The 18,108-nt window shown below is 63.4% G+C and carries 11 protein-coding genes; 7 read left to right on the top strand and 4 right to left on the bottom strand.

Annotation, left to right across the window (positions count from 1 at the left end; all coding sequences use genetic code 11):
• From VJ698_RS03060 to VJ698_RS03035, 6 genes are all read left to right on the top strand, one after another.
• Positions 1–484: acyl-CoA dehydrogenase family protein (locus tag VJ698_RS03060; protein ID WP_324101192.1), on the top strand; the 484-nt coding region annotated here is incomplete at its 5' end.
• Between the two features lie 115 nt (positions 485–599).
• Complete coding sequence (locus tag VJ698_RS03055; protein WP_324101191.1) at positions 600–1,796, top strand: acyl-CoA dehydrogenase family protein; 1,197 nt, start codon at positions 600–602, stop codon at positions 1,794–1,796.
• Between the two features lie 9 nt (positions 1,797–1,805).
• Positions 1,806–2,936 (top strand): acyl-CoA dehydrogenase family protein, encoded by a 1,131-nt coding sequence (locus tag VJ698_RS03050; protein ID WP_324101189.1) that lies wholly within the window; start codon positions 1,806–1,808, stop codon positions 2,934–2,936.
• Between the two features lie 344 nt (positions 2,937–3,280).
• Entirely contained in the window at positions 3,281–6,586 is a 3,306-nt protein-coding gene (locus VJ698_RS03045; protein WP_324101188.1) for a carboxyl transferase domain-containing protein, read from the top strand.
• Positions 6,587–6,787: 201 nt separating this feature from the next.
• Positions 6,788–9,862: a putative bifunctional diguanylate cyclase/phosphodiesterase gene (locus VJ698_RS03040; RefSeq protein WP_324101187.1), complete on the top strand. Its 3,075-nt coding sequence runs from the start codon at positions 6,788–6,790 to the stop codon at positions 9,860–9,862.
• A gap of 51 nt (positions 9,863–9,913) precedes the next feature.
• A complete protein-coding gene (locus tag VJ698_RS03035; protein ID WP_324101186.1) occupies positions 9,914–10,474 on the top strand; it encodes a DNA-3-methyladenine glycosylase in 561 nt (186 codons plus the stop codon).
• 63 nt (positions 10,475–10,537) lie between these two features.
• Here the strand turns inward: VJ698_RS03035 and VJ698_RS03030 are convergent, their stop codons facing one another.
• Genes VJ698_RS03030 through VJ698_RS03020 form a run of 3 tightly spaced genes read right to left on the bottom strand, consistent with a single transcriptional unit; the run spans position 10,538 to position 15,607 of the window.
• The gene (locus tag VJ698_RS03030) at positions 10,538–11,989 is read right to left on the bottom strand and encodes a coniferyl aldehyde dehydrogenase (RefSeq protein WP_324101185.1); all 1,452 of its coding nucleotides are present in this window, start codon (positions 11,987–11,989) and stop codon (positions 10,538–10,540) included.
• Between the two features lie 7 nt (positions 11,990–11,996).
• Positions 11,997–13,967 carry an alkyl/aryl-sulfatase gene (locus VJ698_RS03025; protein WP_324101184.1) on the bottom strand — a complete coding sequence of 657 codons (1,971 nt, stop codon included), beginning with the start codon at positions 13,965–13,967 and terminating at the stop codon, positions 11,997–11,999.
• Positions 13,968–13,993: 26 nt separating this feature from the next.
• The gene (locus VJ698_RS03020; RefSeq protein WP_324101183.1) at positions 13,994–15,607 is read right to left on the bottom strand and encodes a GMC family oxidoreductase; all 1,614 of its coding nucleotides are present in this window, start codon (positions 15,605–15,607) and stop codon (positions 13,994–13,996) included.
• A 126-nt stretch (positions 15,608–15,733) separates the two neighbouring features.
• Here VJ698_RS03020 and VJ698_RS03015 point away from each other — a divergent pair, with 126 nt between their 5' ends.
• On the top strand, positions 15,734–16,702 hold the full coding sequence (locus VJ698_RS03015; protein WP_324101182.1) for a LysR family transcriptional regulator: 969 nt from the start codon (positions 15,734–15,736) through the stop codon (positions 16,700–16,702).
• Positions 16,703–16,796: 94 nt separating this feature from the next.
• Here the strand turns inward: VJ698_RS03015 and VJ698_RS03010 are convergent, their stop codons facing one another.
• Positions 16,797–18,074 carry an EAL and HDOD domain-containing protein gene (locus tag VJ698_RS03010; protein ID WP_324101181.1) on the bottom strand — a complete coding sequence of 426 codons (1,278 nt, stop codon included), beginning with the start codon at positions 18,072–18,074 and terminating at the stop codon, positions 16,797–16,799.
• Positions 18,075–18,108 lie beyond the last annotated feature (34 nt).

The following is an 18,108-nucleotide window of genomic DNA, read 5'->3' as shown; positions in this document are numbered from 1 at the left end:
AAATGCCTTCCCGGAGGTGCGCGGCCTGAAGGGCCCGTTCACCTGCCTGAACTCCGCGCGTTACGGCATTGCCTGGGGTGCGCTGGGAGCGGCGGAGTCGTGCTGGCACATCGCGCGCCAGTATGTGCTCGATCGCAAGCAATTCGGCAGGCCGCTGGCGGCGAACCAGCTGATCCAGAAGAAGCTGGCCGACATGCAGACCGAGATCACGCTGGGCCTGCAGGGCTGTTTGCGTCTGGGGCGCATGAAGGATGAAGGAACGGCAGCACCGGAGATCACCTCGATCATGAAGCGCAACTCCTGCGGCAAGTCGCTGGACATTGCACGGCTGGCGCGCGACATGCTGGGCGGGAATGGCATTTCGGACGAATTCGGCGTGGCGCGTCATTTGGTGAACCTGGAAGTGGTCAACACCTATGAGGGGACGCACGACATTCATGCGTTGATCCTGGGGCGTGCGCAGACGGGGATTGCGGCGTTTTGATTTGTTGCTTGCGGAGCGCCTGGCGGGCTTCGCGTTGCTCAACCCACCCTACGATCCCTTATAGGTCAACGCAACGCGAGCACCACCCAGAACACAAAACGAACAAGAGGACATCATGGACCTGAACTTCACTCCCGACGAACTCGCCTTCCGCCAGGAAGTCCGTGAATTCGTCGCGGCAAACCTTCCCTCCGACATCCGGCACAAGGTCCTCAACGGCCTGGTCCTGCATTCGGAAGACTACATCCGCTGGCAAAAGATCCTGCATGCAAAAGGCTGGGGCGGCACCGGATGGAAAAAGGAATTCGGCGGTCCCGGCTGGACCACCACGCAGCAATACATCTTCGAAGAAGAACTGGCCGCCGCCGGCGCGCCGCGCATGGTGCCGTTCGGCCTGAAGATGGTGGCGCCGGTCATCATGCAGTACGGCTCGCCGGCGCAGCAGGAACGCTTCCTGCCGAAGATCCTGTCCGCCGATGAATGGTGGTGCCAGGGCTATTCCGAGCCGGGGTCCGGCTCCGACCTCGCCTCGGTCAAGATGCGCGCCGTGCGGGAGGGCGACTACTACATTTGCAACGGCCAGAAAACCTGGACCACGCTCGGCCAGTATGCCGACTGGATCTTCTGCCTGGTGCGCACCGATCCCGAAGCCAAGGCGCAGCGCGGCATTTCCTTCCTGCTGATCGACATGAAGACACCGGGCATCACGGTGCGTCCGATCATCACGATGGACGGCGCGCATGAAGTGAATGAAGTCTGGTTCGAGGATGTGCGCGTGCCGGTAGAGAACCGCGTCGGCGAAGAGAATGCGGGCTGGACCTACGCCAAATTTCTGCTCGGCCACGAGCGCACCAATATCGCCGGCATAGGCATCGCCAAGCGCGAACTGGCACGCCTGAAGCGCCTCGCCACCGGCGAAACGAAGAACGGCAAGCCGCTCATCAAGGATCCGTTGTTCGCCGCGCGCGTCGCGCAAGTCGAGATCGATCTCACCGCACTCGAAATCACCAACCTGCGCGTGCTGTCGGCGGAAGCGGAGCGCCGCGCGCCGGGCCCGGAAGCCTCGATCCTGAAGATCAAGGGCACGGAGATCCAGCAGGCCATCACCGAACTGCTGGTGCAGGCGGTCGGTCCCTACGGCCTGCAACTGCGTCGTGAAGCGATGGCGGCCGGCTACCAGGGTGACGACGTCGGCCCGTTCTACGCGGTGCCGCTGGCGGCGAACTACCTGAACATGCGCAAGCTGTCGATCTACGGCGGTTCCAACGAAATTCAAAAGAACATCATCTCGCAGATGATCCTCGGACTGTAGGAGCACACCATGGATTTCACCTTTACCGAAGAACAGCAGATGCTGCTCGACACCACCCGCCGCTTCATCGCGAAGGATTATGGTTTCGAAGCGCGCCAGAAGATCAAGTCGAACGCCCCCGAGGGATTCAGCCGCGAGACCTGGCAAGGCCTGGCCGACATCGGCCTGCTGTCGCTGAACGTGCCGGAAAGCGACGGCGGCCTCGGTGGCAGCCCGATTGACACGATGCTGGTCATGAACGCCGTCGGCGAAGGCTTGCTGCTCGAGCCTTATCTCGCCAGCGCCGTCCTCGCGACGAAGACGCTCGCCCTGCTCGGCAATGAAGCCCAGCGCACGGAACTGCTTCCCGCACTGGCCGCTGGTGAAAAGATCGCCGCACTCGCGCATGACGAGCCATCCAGCCGCTTCGACCGCATGGCCATCGAAACGCGCGCCTGGCAGGTCGGCGACGGCTTTGTCCTGACCGGCCACAAGAGCGTGGTGCCGCACGGTGCATCGGCCGATGTGCTGCTGGTCACGGCACGTCTCGCGAAAACCGGCGAATCCGGCCCGCTCGCCGTGTTCATGGTCCCGCGCGACACCGTCGGCCTGCGCCATGTTGCCTACAAGACCGTCGATGCCGTGCCCGCCGCTGAACTCTGGCTCAACCAGGCCTACGTGCCCGCTACCGCGCTGCTTGATTCTGGCGATGCGGAAGCGGCGCTCGCCCAGGTGCTCGACTTCGGTCTCGCCGCCGTCTGCGCCGAAGCTGTCGGCGCGCTCGACAAACTGCTCGCCGCGACCGTCGAATACGCGCGCAACCGCAAACAGTTCGGTCAGCCGATCGGCAAGTTCCAGGCATTGCAGCATCGCATGGCGGACATGGTCCTGCACATCGAACAGGCACGCTCCATGAGCTACCTCGCCGCAGTGCGTTGCAACGATGCCGATCCTGCCGTGCGCAATCGCGCACTGGACGCCGCCAAGGTCGTGATCGGGCAGGCTGCACGTTTCGTCGGTCAGCAGGCGGTACAACTGCACGGCGGCATGGGCGTCACCGACGAACTGGACGTCAGCCATTACTTCAAACGGTTGATGGCCATCGAACTCCAGTTCGGCAGCACCGACCAGCACCTGGAAGCTTACGCGCAGCAGCTCTGAAGCGCTGCGATACCTCACGTCTCGGCATGGCCGACTAGCTCGAAGGGAACCCGTCATTGCGGTGGTCGCGGCATTGACGGGTTTCGCTGCGCTCTACCCATCCTGCGAATCTGCGGTTCTGAAGGACCGGGTGCGTTCCAATCCTCCCGGTTGACTCGCCCATCCAGCCCCTCCCTTCGATACGCGCAACGACTCCCCCTCATCACTGTCGTTGACAAGGTTTCAATACCACCCGGCACCATCGCAGCCATTCGGCAGCGAAGCCGCTTCTGCACTGGACAATAATCGCACGCTCGTGCTAAAACACATCATGCCATTTCAATAAGCCGAGACAAGGACTCCCCATGGCCGTCACACGCCTCCTGATCGCCAACCGCGGCGAAATCGCCATCCGCATCGCACGCGCTGCCGCCGAGCTCGGCATTGCCACTGTTGCCGTTTATTCCGAAGACGATGCTTCATCACTTCATGTCCGGCGCACCGATGAAAGCCATGCGCTGGGCGGGACCGGCGCGGCGGCCTATCTCGACATCGAACAGATGGTGGCGCTCGCCAAGTCCGCCGGTTGCGACGCGGTGCACCCGGGCTATGGCTTCCTCAGCGAGAATGCGCCGTTCGCGCGCCGCTGCGCCGAGGAAGGCATCCTGTTCGTCGGCCCTTCTCCGGAAGTGCTGCAACTGTTCGGCGACAAGTCGCAGGCCCGCATGCTGGCACAGCAGCTCGACGTGCCGGTGGTGCGCGGCACAGATCAGGCGGTGACGTTGGAACAGGCACAAGCCTTCTTCGCAGCGCTCGACGCAGGCAGTGCCATGGTGATCAAGGCGATTGCCGGGGGCGGCGGACGCGGCATGCGCATCGTGCACGAGGCGAAGGAGATTGCGGAGGCCTATGCGCGCTGCCGTTCCGAAGCGCTGGCGGCCTTCGGTTGTGCCGACGTGTATGCCGAACAGCTCGTGCCGCGCGCGCGTCATATCGAGGTGCAGATCGTTGGCGATGGCAGCGGGCAGATCAGTCATGTCTGGGAGCGCGAATGCACGCTGCAGCGGCGCAACCAGAAGCTGGTGGAGATCGCACCGAGCCCGACGCTGGAACATGCGCTGCGCATGCGCATCATCGGCGCGGCGGTGCGCATGGCCGAAGCAGTGCGCTACAACGGCCTTGGCACCTTCGAGTTCCTGGTCGACGCAAGCAGCCCCGGCTGCGATACGCATTTCTATTTCATGGAAGCCAATCCTCGCCTGCAGGTGGAACATACCGTCACCGAGGAAGTGACAGGCATCGACCTGGTGAAGGCGCAGCTGCGGCTGGCCGGGGGCCATACGCTGCAGCAGATCGGCCTGACGCAGCATGAAATTCCTGCACCGCGCGGCTTTGCCCTGCAGGCGCGGATCAACATGGAGACCATGGACGCGCAGGGCAATACCTTTCCCTCGGGCGGCACGCTGCACACCTTCGAGCCGCCATCCGGCCCCGGCATTCGCGTCGACAGCTGCGGCTATGGCGGTTACACGCCGAGCCCGCGATTCGACTCGCTGCTCGCCAAGCTGATCGCCTCGACCAGTTCCGGCCGATATCCGGACGTGGTGGCCCGCGCCTATCGCGCATTGTGCGAATTCCGCGTCGAAGGCGTGAATACGAACATCGGCTTCCTGCAGAACCTGCTGACCCGGCCCGACGTGATCGCCAACCGCGTCTACACGCGCTTCGTCGAGGACCATATTGCCGCGCTGGTCGAACCCGAAGGCGGCGCGCACCAGAAGCTCTATGCAGTTTCTCCGGACGCATCGCAGGAGAGCAAGGCGGAAATCGTGGCAGCGCCCGAAAACACGCTGCCGATCGCCGCACCGATGCCCGGTTCCATCGTATCGATCGAAGTGAGCGAAGGCGACCTCGTGCACGCGGGCAGGCAGATCGCCATCATCGAAGCGATGAAGATGGAACACATCGTCTGCGCCGGCATCAGCGGCACTGTGCGCAAGGTGAATGTCAGGATCGGCGACGTGCTGATGCAAGACCATCCGCTGGTGTATGTCGAGCCGGCGGAAATCGATGCGCAGCATGCCGACGCCGAGCCGGAAATCGATCTCGACGCGATCCGCGCCGACTTGGCGGAAGTGCAGCAGCGCCATGCCATCGGGCTGGATGAAATGCGTCCGGACGCTGTGGCGCGGCGGCGCAAGACCGGCCAGCGCACGGCCCGGGAGAACATCAACGACCTGTGCGACGCCGACAGCTTCATCGAATACGGCGCGCTCGCCATCGCCGCACAGCGCCGCCGCCGGCCGCTTGATGAGCTCATCCGGATCAGTCCGGCCGATGGCCTGGTGGCCGGCGTAGGCAGCGTCAACGGCGCGCAGTTCGACGAGGACAAGGCGCGCTGCATGGTGATGTCCTACGACTACACCGTTTTTGCCGGCACGCAGGGCATGATGAACCACAAGAAGACCGACCGCATGTTCCAGCTTGCCGAACAATGGCGATTGCCGGTCGTGCTGTTCGCGGAGGGCGGCGGCGGACGCCCGGGCGATACCGATGCGATGGTGGTGGCCGGACTGGATGTGATGTCCTTCATCAGCTTCGCCCGCCTGAGCGGGCTGGTGCCGCGGGTCGGCATTGTCTCCGGACGCTGCTTCGCGGGCAATGCAGCCTTCCTCGGCTGCTGCGACGTCATCATTGCGACGGAGAACGCCACCATCGGCATGGGCGGCCCGGCGATGATCGAGGGCGGCGGACTGGGCTTGTTCGAGCCCGAGGAGGTCGGGCCGGTCTGCATGCAGGCACCAAACGGCGTGATCGATATCGTGACGAGGGATGAAGAAGAGGCAGTGCGCGTCACCAGGCAATACCTGTCCTACTTCCAGGGACCGCTCGATGGTTGGGAGTGCGAGGACCAGCGCAGGCTGCGCCAGCTGATTCCGGAGAACCGCCTTCGCGTGTATGAGATCCGCAATGTGATCGAGACGCTGGCCGACAAGGATTCCGTGCTGGAGCTGCGCCGCCAGTTCGGGCGCGGCATCGTCACCGCGCTGATCCGCATCGAGGGCCGGCCCTTCGGCCTGATCGCCAACAATCCACAGCATCTCGGGGGCGCGATCGATGCCGATGCGGCGGACAAGGCGGCGCGCTTCATGCAATTGTGTGATGCCTTTGACCTACCGATCGTATCGCTGTGCGACACGCCCGGCTTCATGGTCGGCCCCGACGCGGAGAAAACCGCGATGGTGCGCCATGTCTCGCGCATGTTTGTCACGGCGGGCAGCATCAGCGTGCCCTTCTTCACCGTCGTCCTGCGCAAGGGCTACGGCCTCGGCGCGCAGGCCATGGCCGGCGGCAGCTTCCATGCGCCCTTCTTCACCGTCTCCTGGCCAAGCGGCGAATTCGGCGCGATGGGCCTGGAAGGTGCGGTTCGGTTGGGCTATCGCAAGGAGCTCGAGGCCATCGCCGATCCGGCGGAGCGGCAGAACATGTTCGCGAAGATGGTGGCAGAGTCCTACGAGCGAGGCAAGGCGATCAACATGGCTTCGTATCTGGAGATCGATGATGTGATCGATCCGATGGAGACGCGGCGCTGGATCATGCGCGGCCTGCGTTCTGCACCGCCCGCGCCGGCGCGCACCGGAAAGAAACGCCCTTGTGTGGACACCTGGTAACGATGTAAAAAATGCATCGCCGTGAAGCACTGGACACGCGAACGGCTTTGACCCGCCGCGGTCTTATTGATGTCGGGGCACTTGTCGTGGACGCCCCCTTGCCATTGGCCTGCAACGCCGATGGTAATTTGCCCTCTCCTTTCACGGACGATGCTGAACCGGCCCACAGACAACAGCGCCGACAACCGGCGACACTCCCGCTTGGCTCTCGCCATTGTCTTGGTGTTGCTGGTGGCCAGCGTGCTGACGGGCATTGCGGTCTTCCGTCGCCTGCTCGACGGCGAAGAGCGCCAGTCGGAGGAATCCCTCAACCACATCGCCGACATCCAGGCGACCGCCGTTTCATCCTGGGTCCTGGAGCGGCTGGGTGATGCGGAGGTGTTCGGCGGCGGCTCATTCCTCGGGGAAACGATCAACAACTGGATCGCGCGCGGCAGGCCGGACGACCGGACTAGCCGCGCCGTGCGAAAACAGTTGCAGGCGATCAAGGGCACTTACAGCTACCTTGAAGTCTCCATTCTCGATAAGCACGGAAACGTTCACATTTCGACTGAGCAACCCAGCCCACCGCTTGACCCGGTTGCCCGCGAGACGCTGGATAGAGCGGTGGCAACCGGGAACACGCAGATGTCTCGCATTCGCCCGAGCGGCGCGCCGTGGTATTCCTCGGGTGTGCTCGACATTGCCACGCCGCTCCTCGGTATCGAGGCACGTGGCGCAGATGTTGAATCCATCCTGCTGCTGCGCGCCAACGCCGGCACCTATCTGCGCGCCCTGACAAGTTCGACGTCCCTGTCGAAAGCGCCGGCCGAGACACTGCTGGCAGAGGTCCGCGGCGGACGGGTGGTGACCATCCTGCAGAATGCAGATACTGCACACTTCGCCTATCTCGATGCCCTTCCGATAACGCCCGCGCAACTCGCCATTGCGACGCGCATGGACGCAAGCCATGCCCTTCCGGTAGACACGCCCGAAGGGACCCTGCTGATGGTGGCGCGCCCTATTGCAGGCGTGCCCTGGCACCTGGTGACCATGATCGACCGCAATGCGGCGCACGCGAGCGCTAGCCAGTTTGCGTGGATCGCCATCGGTTCCGGATTCGGCATCATGGCGGTGTTCGGCCTTGCCGTGCTGTTCTGGTGGAAGCAACAGGAAAATGCGCTGCGCCTGCACGCCGTACAGGCCACGATGGAAAGGAACATGCTGCAGCGGCACTACGATTACCTGTCGCGCTATGCGAACGACATGATCATCCTGGCGGACGCAGACAGCCGTACCCTCGAAGTGAACGACAAGACCTTGCAGACACTCGGCCATTCCCGCGCAGAACTGCTCGGCCTTCCCCTCGCGCAGTTATTCCTGCCGTCCTGCGCCACGGCGCTGGAGCAGGCTTTCGGGAAGCTGCGCGAATCGGGTGCAGCGGTCTTCGAAGTCGCGCAGCAGCGCCTCGACGGCACTATCGTGCCGGTGGAAGCCAGCGCGCGCATCATCGAGCATGAGGGGCAACGCATCGTCCAGCTCGTCTGTCGCGACATTACCGAGCGCAAGCAGTCAGAGGCGGCGCTGCGCGAGAGCGAGGACAAGCTCAACGGCATCCTGACATCGATCCTCGATGTGGTCTGGTCGTTTTCGGCCGATCTGCGCAGGCTCACCTACATCAACCAGTCGGCGGAAGAGCTTTACGGCTACCCGGCCGCCGCCTTCCTCGACCGGCCTGAACTCTGGTTCGACGCCATCGTGCCCGATGACCGTGAACGCGTCAGGAGCGGGCTGCATGCGCTGCATGCCGGATCGCCTCTCTCCGATGCCGAGTTTCGCGTCATGCACCGTGACGGCAGCGTCCGCTGGGTGCATTGCCGCATCCGCCTGGTGCTCGATGCGCAGGGGCAGCCATCGCGCATCGACGGGGTAAGCACCGACATCACCCAGCGCAAGAGCGCCGAACAGCAGGTGCAGATGCTGGCGTATTACGACAATGTCACCGCGCTGCCCAACCGGAGGCTGCTGCAGGACCGTCTCGAACAGGCCATGCACATGGCCTCGCGCAGCAGCAAGAAGGTTGCACTGCTGTTCATGGATCTCGACAACTTCAAGAACATCAACGACTCGCTCGGCCATCACGTCGGCGACATGCTGTTGCGGGAAATCGGCAGGCGGCTGCAGCAATGCGTGCGCGGCGAAGATACCGTGGCGCGCATCGGCGGCGATGAGTTCCTGGTCGTGCTGCCCGACATCGATCGCGGCGAGCAGGCGGTGCCCGTGGCGGAAAAGATCCTGGCCGCGACGGCCCGCCCCTTCCTGCTGCAGGAACACCAGATACACACCACGATCAGCATCGGTATCAGCGTCTATCCCGACGACGGCAGGGATGCGCACGAACTGGTCCGGCATGCCGATGCGGCGCTGTACCAGGCCAAGGGCCATGGCCGCGACAACTATCAGTTCTTCACGGATGAACTGAACCGGCAGATCACGCGTAGTTCCGGCATCGAGCGCGACCTGCGCCACGCCATCGAGACCGGCGAGCTGGCCTTGTGGTATCAGCCGCAGGTCGACGCGCGCGAAGGCAGGCTGGTGGGCGCCGAGGCATTGCTGCGCTGGCGCCACGAAGGCCGGCCATTCCTGACGCCGTCGGAATTCATCCCCGTGGCGGAAGAGCGCGGCCTGATCAACAGGATCGGCGAATGGGCGCTGCGCGAAGCGTGCGCGCAGTGTCGCCGCTGGCAGCTGGAAGGATTGCATCCCGTGCCCATTGCCGTGAACGTGTCGCCGATCCAGTTCCAGCAGAAAGGCTTTGCCGACCTGGTGACCGGCATTTTGGAGGAAACGCGGCTGGACGCGAAATTCCTCGAACTGGAAATTACTGAAAGCGCGATCATGCGCCGCGCAAGCCAGGTGGCGGACCTGGCGATGCGCCTGCGCGATATCGGCGTGCGCATCAGCATCGACGATTTCGGCACGGGCTACTCCAGCCTGAGTTATCTGAAGCAGATACCGATCGACAAGATCAAGATCGACCGTTCCTTCGTGGCCGACATGATGCGGGATGACGACGACGACGCGATCACCTATGCCATCGTCAATCTGGCGCACAGCCTGAACCTGCGCGTGATCGCCGAAGGCGTCGAATCGCGCGCACAGATCGACCGGCTGCGTTTCTTCGGCTGCGACGAGGTACAGGGCCATTACTACAGCTCCGCGGTGTCGGCCGATACGTTCGAGCGCTTCCTCTCCGGAGAACACTTCTTTGCCGAGGCGGCCGAAATACGGGAATAAGGGAAATACGGAGGGGGATGCCCAGGCGGATTCCGCTCTACAATACCGCGCATGAAGCGATACAAAAAACTGCCGCGCACCTTCTATGCGCGCGACACCGCGCAGGTCGCGCGGGACCTGCTGGGAAAGCAGTTGGTGCACATCGTCGACGGCGTCGAGCGGCGCGTGCGCATCGTCGAGGTCGAAGCCTACATTGGCGCGCATGACCTCGCGTCGCATTCCTCGAAGGGCATCACGCCGCGCACTGCGATCATGTATGGCCCGCCGGGCTTCGCCTATGTCTACCTGATCTACGGCATGCATCACTGCATGAATGTGGTGACCGAACAGGAAGGTCATGGCGCGGCGGTATTGCTGCGCGCGGTGGAGCCGCTTGACCATATCGATGGAAATACGCGCGGGCCGGGCCTGCTGTGCCGTGCGATGGCGATCGACAAGCGCATGAACGGGCACGACCTGCTGAGCGATGACCTCTTCATCGCCGAGCCGGACGAGCCGGAGAAGTTTTCCATCGTGGCGAGCCCGCGCATCGGCGTGGCCTATGCCGGGGAGTGGGCGGAAATGCATCTGCGTTTTTACATCGAGGGCAATTCCTTCATCTCGCGGAAATGATTCAGTAGCGGATCGGCAAGCAGAACGCCTCGAGCAGATTCAGGCTGAATCTGCTCTACCTCATCAAAGCTGCCCATCCGGCCTTCCCAGAAACATCCTCAGTACCAGGCGCTGGACCGCATTCCCATATGGCGGATAGAACAGGCCAATCGGGAAAAAACGATGACGCTTGAATACTGTCCTTGCATGCGACAGTTCGCGGAAGCCCTCGATGCCGTGATAGGTTCCCATTCCTGAATTGCCGATGCCGCCAAACGGCGCATCGTGATTGATGGCGTGCCAGCCCCAGTCGTTGATGGTCACGCCGCCAGAATGCGTCCGCTTCAGCACATTGCGCCGTTCCGCAGGGTCATGGCTGAAGCAGTACAGGGCAAGCGGCCTCGGCCCGGCATTGATGCAGCTGATCGCGTCTTCGATATCGTCATAGGTCTGCACGGGCAGGACAGGGCCGAAGATTTCCTCTTGCATCAATGCCATCCCGGCCGTCACGCCGGTGACGATGTGCAGCGCCACCTGGCGCCCCGTGCCCGTGCCCGCGCAGCTCTCCACCTTTGCTCCCTTCGCCTTCGCATCTTCAAGGAGGCGCAGCACCCGCGCGTGATGGCGTTCGTTCACGATGGACGTAACGTCCCGGCACATGGCATCCCCGGTCGGGTAGAGCGCCGAGAAGGCGGCCTTTACTCCGTCGACAAAGGCGTCGAGGCGCTCACGCGGCACCAGCGCATAATCCGGAGCGACGCATATCTGACCGCCATTGACCGACTTGCCGTGGGCGATGCGGCGGGCGGCATCGGCAATCGGATAATTCCGCGTGACCAGCGCCGGCGATTTTCCGCCCAGCTCAAGCGTGACAGGGGTAAGGTTGTCGGCCGCGGCGCGCATGACAATCCTGCCGATGGCCGGGGAACCGGTGAAGACGACATGATCGAATGGCAACGAGGTGAACAGGTTCGGATCGGCCAGTTCCTCACCGAAGACCGCCACGTGGTCCTCCTGGAAGATTTCGCCCAATAGCTGCTTCATCACCGCGTTGGTCGCCGGAGTGACTTCAGACATCTTGATCATCACGCGATTGCCGGCAGCCAGCGCCGCCGCGAGAGGGCCAAGGGCAAGATACACAGGAAAGTTCCACGGCACGATCACGCCGATAACGCCTTTCGGCTGGTACATCACTTGGAGGCTGTTACTGAAGAAGAGGAATTCTGTTGCACGGCGGCTCGGACGCATCCAGCGTTTCACATGCTTGCGCGCATGATCGATCTCGAGGACGGACCCCAGCAGGTCAAGCATCTTCGATTCGGCCGGCGCGCGATTTCCGAAATCCCTGTGCATCGCTTCGGCCAGCGCGTCCTGGTATCGCCCGATCTGGTGGCGCAGCGCACTCAGTGCAGCGCGCCGCACCTCCGCCTCCGGGAAAGGATGCGCGCCGAACGCCTGCTTCTGCGCGTCGAACGTGCTCGACAGCCGCTTATGGGCCAGGGGCTGCGGTTCCTGGAAATCTGCGCGGTCGATCATCCGTTCCTCACTTCGTGACAATGGCGAAGGTCCCGGGCGCCTTGTCGATCAGGGCGAAGAACCGCACGAGATCGATCTTGCTGCCGTCAACCTTGAGTTGGTCACTGAGAAGCGTGTCTTTCACACCGGCCGTCCCGGCCATCATCTTGATGAAGATCTCCTTGGTCAGCGTCAGCGTCGCGTTGGCGTCGCGCGCGGGAGCCGCCTTCCTGAAGTGCAGCACCGCGTTCTCGATCCACAGCACATAGCTTTCGTTCAGGTCGCTGAAAACGAGATTGACTTTCAGGTCCTTGCCTTCCGCGGCAGGCCCGTCGAGGCTGGCGGCCATGGCTTCCAGGAAGCGCTCCACCGGCGTCTGTCCAAGCATCTGGACCATGTACGAGCGGTCCACGCCCTTCTTCGGCGGACCATTGCGCAATTCGGCCGCCGCGGTCAGGTAGCTGTTGCGCCAGGTCGCGGACTCGGACATGTAGCCGAGCTGGTCATAGGTGCGTGCAAGCAATTCCTTCGCTCCCTTGTGGTCCGGCTGCCCGAAGACCGCCTGGTTTAACACTTCGGCAGCCCAGCGGTAATCTCCCTTGTTGAAAGCCTTCTGCGCGGCAGCGACCACCTTGTCGACGCCGCCCATCAGTTCCACGTAGCGCTGCGCGGATTCCTGCGGCGGCAAGGAGTTGAGGTTCGCCGGGTTGCCGTCGTAGGCACCCATGTATTGCTGATAGACGGCCTTCGCGTTGTGCCGCAGGTCGCCGTAGTAACCGCGCGCGCCGAAATAGGCATCGAGCGCCTTCGGCAGCCGGATCTTTTCCGCGATCTCGCGCGGCGTATAGCCCGCGTTGATCAGGCGAACTGTCTGGTCGTGGGTGTACTTGTAGACGTCGCGGTGCATGGTAATGAACTTCGCGATGCGCTCATGCCCCCAGATCGGCCAGTTGTGCTGCCCGAAATAGACTTCCGCGCCGGCGGTCTGCTCCAGCGCCTGATCCATGTACTCCGACCAGCGCAGCGCATCCCGCACCTTTGCGCCGCGCACCGGCAGCAGGTTGTGCATGGTTTGCGCAAGGTTCTCGGCTCCGCCATACGCTTTCTTTTCGGGAATCATGAAAGTCAGTTCGGCCGGCGCCTCAGCGCCCGGGACGTTGTGGAACACGAAGCGCACGCCATCGACCATCAGCTCCTCCGTCGGCTGCGTGATGAGCCTGGTCGGCGGCAGGATGCTGATGGTGCCGTAACCGACCGCCTTGCCAAGACCGGTATCGACCATACCGGTGGGCGAGCGGTCCAGGTTCTTGCCGAACTGGTAGAACGAGCGGCGCGCCATCGCCACGCCCACCAGCACATTCTCGCTCGTCGCTTCTTCCATGAAGCCGGCTGGGGCAATCACCGGGATCTTGCGCTCGGCGGCTTCCTTCGCATTGACCACGCCGAGTGCGCCGCCGAAATGGTCAGCGTGGCTATGGGTAAACACGATTGCCGAGACCGGCTTGTCGCCGAGATGCTTGCGCGCGAATGCGAGTGCCGCGGCGGAAGTTTCGTTGCAGGTCAACGTATCGATGACGATGAAGCCGGTCTTGCCTTCGACCAGCGTCATGTTGGCGAGGTCGAACCCGCGCACCTGGTAGAGTCCGTCGGTCACCTTGAAGAGGCCGGCCTGCGCATTCAGGACGGCATGCCGCCACAGGCTGGGATTGACGGTCGGCGGCGCCTTGCCGGCGACGAACCTGAACGCGTCAAAGTCGGTCAGCACCGTTCCGTCGGCCGTGGTGATCTTGCCTTGCGGCTGCGCAATCAGCCCGCGGCGGGCGTCCTCGAAATCGGCGGGATCGTCGAGCGGAAGCCCTTGCGCGACACGTTCATTGGCGGCGCGCGTGGCGGCGCTGGCATCGCTGCTGCTGCCGCCGACGCCGTCATCCTTGCCGCAGGCCGAGAGCGTGAGCGCAACGGCGGCGCAAACTGCAAGTGCTTTGATATTTATGTTCATCCTTCAGGTCTCCTCGCGTTGTCGGGTTATTGGGCGCGTGCGTCGGCAAGGATCATGTCCGCCGCCTTCTCGCCTATCATGATGCTGGGTGCGTTGGTATTGCCGCCCACGATGGTCGGCATGACGGAGGCATCCGCCACCCGCAGGCGCTCCACACCCCATACGCGCAGCCGCGCATCGACCACGGCCATCGGATCGCTTTCCGGCCCCATCTTGCAGGTGCCGACCGGGTGGTATTGGGTATCGGCGCGATTGCGGATATCGCTTGCGATGCTCGCGGGATCGTCAGCGCGCGTCGGATACAGCATCTTTCCGCGGATGCCGTCGAACGGTGACGATTCGATGATGCGCTGCTGTATCCGGCCGCCCTTGACCAGCAACTCCAGGTCGCGTTCGTCGGACAGGAACTTCGGATCGATGACGGGAGCGTCGTGCGGGTCGGTGCTCGCCAGGGTCACCGTGCCACGGCTGTATGGACGCAGAATGTCGACGTGGCAGGAAATGCCGTGGCCGAGATGCAGCTTGCGCGCATGGTCGTCCACGATCGCCAGCACGAACACCAGTTGCAGGTCGGGCACCTCGACTTCCGGCGAGGAGCGAAGGAAGGCGCCGGCCGTCGCGTACGGGCTGGAGATCATTCCCGTGCGGTGCTTCTTCCACTCCAGCATCGCTGCCCCGACCTTGGCCGCGCCCCGGGCAGACAATCCGAACGATTCGGTCGCGTCCGGGATTCGCCATGTCTGCACGTAATCAAGATGGTCCTGCAGGTTCTTCCCCACACCGGGCAGATCGCTTGCCACCGGTATGCCGAAACCAGCGAGTTCGGCATGCGCGCCGATGCCTGACAATTGCAGCAGTTGCGGCGAGCCGAACGCGCCGGCACAAACGATGACCTCGCGGCGCGCGCGCACCTGGCGCCGCGCATTGCCCTGCAAGATGGAAACACCGCACGCGCGGCGCCCCTCGAACAGGATCCTTTCGGACACCGCGCCGGTAATCACATGCAGGTTCGGGCGCGACATGTTCGGCGTGAGATAGGCCTTCGCGGCGCTGCATCGCTCACCGTTCCTGTGGGTGACCTGGTACAGGAAAGAGCCTTCCTGCTGCGCGCCGTTGTAATCCGGCGTCGGTATGATGCCGTTCATGGCCGCGGCCTCGAGGAAGCGCTCGCTCAGTTCGCTCTCGTAGCGCGGATAGGTGACATTCAACGGGCCGTCCTGGCCGTGGTAGCCGTCGCTGAACTGTTCGTTGCGCTCGGCCCGCTTGAAGTAGGGCAGCACGTCGTCGTACGACCAGCCTGCATTGCCGAGCGCCGCCCAATGGTCGTAGTCCCGGCGATGGCCGCGCACATACAGCATGGCGTTGATCGAACTCGACCCGCCCAAGGTCTTGCCGCGCGGCTGGTAACCGCGGCGCCCGTTCAGGCCGGGCTGCGGAACGGTCTCGTAGGCATAGTTGTTGATCTTCGTGGGCACCATCGCGACCACGCCGGCCGGAGCGTGGATAAGCACACTCTTGTCCGTGCCCCCGGCCTCGAGCAATGCAACCGATACCCCACTGCGTTCACTAAGGCGCGCCGCAATCGCACACCCGGCCGAACCCGCGCCAACGACCACATAATCGACTTCGACGATGTCCATTCGCCTCCTCCAATGTTATTTTTGGAGCAGGATAAGCGGTGCCAGGCAATGCAGTCCAATGCATTTTAAAGCTAGAATCAATGCATTGAACGCATTGCCGGCATGGCGCCGGCGAACACGAAAACCATGGACCTCAAACGCCTCAACCATCTCGTGGCGGTCGCGGATGCACGCAATTTCGCGCGCGCTGCCGAACGTGTCCACCTGTCGCAGCCGGCGCTCAGCCGCAGCATCCAGGCCGCCGAAGCGGAGCTCGGCATTACCTTGTTCGACCGCGGCCCGCTCGACGTGCGGCCTACGCCGGCCGGCGCCTTCGTGATCGAGCGCGCACGCAAGCTGCTGTTCGACAGCCGGTGCATGGAACGCGACATCGATCTCTACCGCAAGAAGCTGATCGGCGACCTCGCCATGGGAGTCGGCCCCTTCCCGGCATCGACCATGCTGCCGGAACTGATCCCGGAATTCCGCAAGTCGTTTCCGGAGGTGCATGTCCGTATCGAGGTCAACAACTGGCTCCATCTGGCGCAACATCTGCGCGACGAGGAGCTGGACTTCTTCATCGCCGACATCCGCGATGTTCCCGCCGGACCGGACCTCGACATCAAGCTGCTGGCGCGCCAGTATGGCGGCTTCTATGTCCGCGCCGGGCATCCTTTGCTGGATCGCACAGGACTGCGCCCGCTGGACGTTGCCCCCTTCGGCGTCGCGACGGTGCGCCTGCCGGCTGCCATCCGCACCGCATTGGCGCAACTGCTGGGGCTGGCACCCGGCTCATCCGTTCCGTTGGCCCTGGAATGCGACGACGTGCAACTGCTCAAGCGTGCGACCTTGAATTCGGACACGGTACTCGCCATTGCCCATGCCGCTGTGAGGGAAGAGGTCGACGCGGGGAAATTCACGCTGCTGACGATCAAAAACCTGCCGCCGCTGCATTCCGAAATGGGTGTCGTGTCACTGCGCGGCCGCAGCCATTCACCGATTGCCACGGTCATGATCGAACGCTTGCAGTCCATGGCGCTCCAGCTGTCGGCGGATGTGGACAGGCGGCTGTCCTCGCCTGCCAATGCGGGCCGCGCGAAACGCGGCCCGCAATAGCGCGCGGTCGCACCGGCAGGAATTGCGGTCCGGCTGCGCGCGCCGGTTGCGATGCTGGCGGACATGCTGCCCTGGCCGGGAGCCGCGCAAGGTTTCAATGCATGCAACTGGTCACATGGTCGCTCCACTCGAACGCGGCAAGCTGGATCATGTACAGGTCATTGCAGGTGAGCTTGAGTTCGCGCGTTGCCTGCAGCAGTTGCGCGTCGGTCTTGGTCTTCCACTCGACATACTCGGCCAGCGCGAGCAGCTTGCCGAAATAGCCCTGCCGGTGCAGCAGCGCGTCGCCGACTTCCTCGACCACGGGGATCTGTTGCAGGATGTCTTCCATCGGCATGGAGAACAGCGTGTCCACCAGGGACATGATGCCGACGGTAAAGCCGGTGTCGGCAATGCTGCGATTGCCCGGCCTGAGCTTTTGCGCGATGAGTTCGATCAGGCGACCGCGGGTAGTGGCCTGCGCCATCAGCGGCAGGACGCTGCGGCCGTGCAGGCCGGGTTCGGCATAGAGCATGACCTGCAACCAGCGCTGCAGCTGGTCGCGGCCGAGCACCATCAATGCCTGACGCAGCGAATCGATGCGATGCGAGCTGATGGCGGGCGTGTTGACCAGGCGCAGCAGGTTCAGGCCGAGCGTCACATGGCTCTTGATGCTGTGCTCGATCTCGGCATTGTCGGCGTCCGAAGTGATCAGCGCCATCAGCTCGGTGATTGCCTGGTGCGAAGGTGAAATCCTCTTGCCCTGGAGGATGTGCGGTTGCAGGAAATAGTAGCCCTGGAAGTAGTCGAAACCGAGCGCATGGCACATGCGGAACTGCTCGATGGTTTCCACCCGCTCTGCCAGCAAGCGCTTGTTCAGCCCGCGAAACGCGCCGCACAGGCGCTCCAGGTTGGCGGCGTCGCGCCCGGTGATGTCGATGCGCACGCCTTCGGCCATTGGCAGCAGCTGCTGCACGTCGGCGCTGTCGTCCTTGATCACGAGCGCGAAGCGGAAGCCGGCGGCCGTCAGCGCCGCCAGGCGCTCGACCATCTGCGGCGAAGGATTGGGTGTGGCGGCAATTTCCAGCACCACGTTCTGCGGCGGCAGGAACTGGAAGATATCGCTCATCAGGGCATCATGGTCGATATACAGGATGCCGGTCAGCTCGCCGATCACCCGGCTCAGCCCATGCTGATGCACATCCGACAGCACCGAAGCGGAAGCCGGCTGTTCGGCCGACGCGGCGAACGGCGCATCGCCCGACGGATTGCAGAAGAGGAGTTCGTGGGCGACAAGATCCTGCTGACGGTCGACGACGGGGCGCCGGGCCATGAAGAACTCGGAGGCGAGCAGTATCCTGTGCGCGCTGTTGAACGTGACGCTGATACTCATGGTGTGCCTTCCCTGTCCTGCGGCGCGCGTGCCC

Source organism: Noviherbaspirillum sp. (assembly GCF_035254685.1).
GTDB lineage: Bacteria > Pseudomonadota > Gammaproteobacteria > Burkholderiales > Burkholderiaceae_D > Noviherbaspirillum.
The sequence above is the reverse complement of the archived record's forward strand: the minus strand, read 5'-3'. Positions and strand labels throughout refer to the sequence as shown.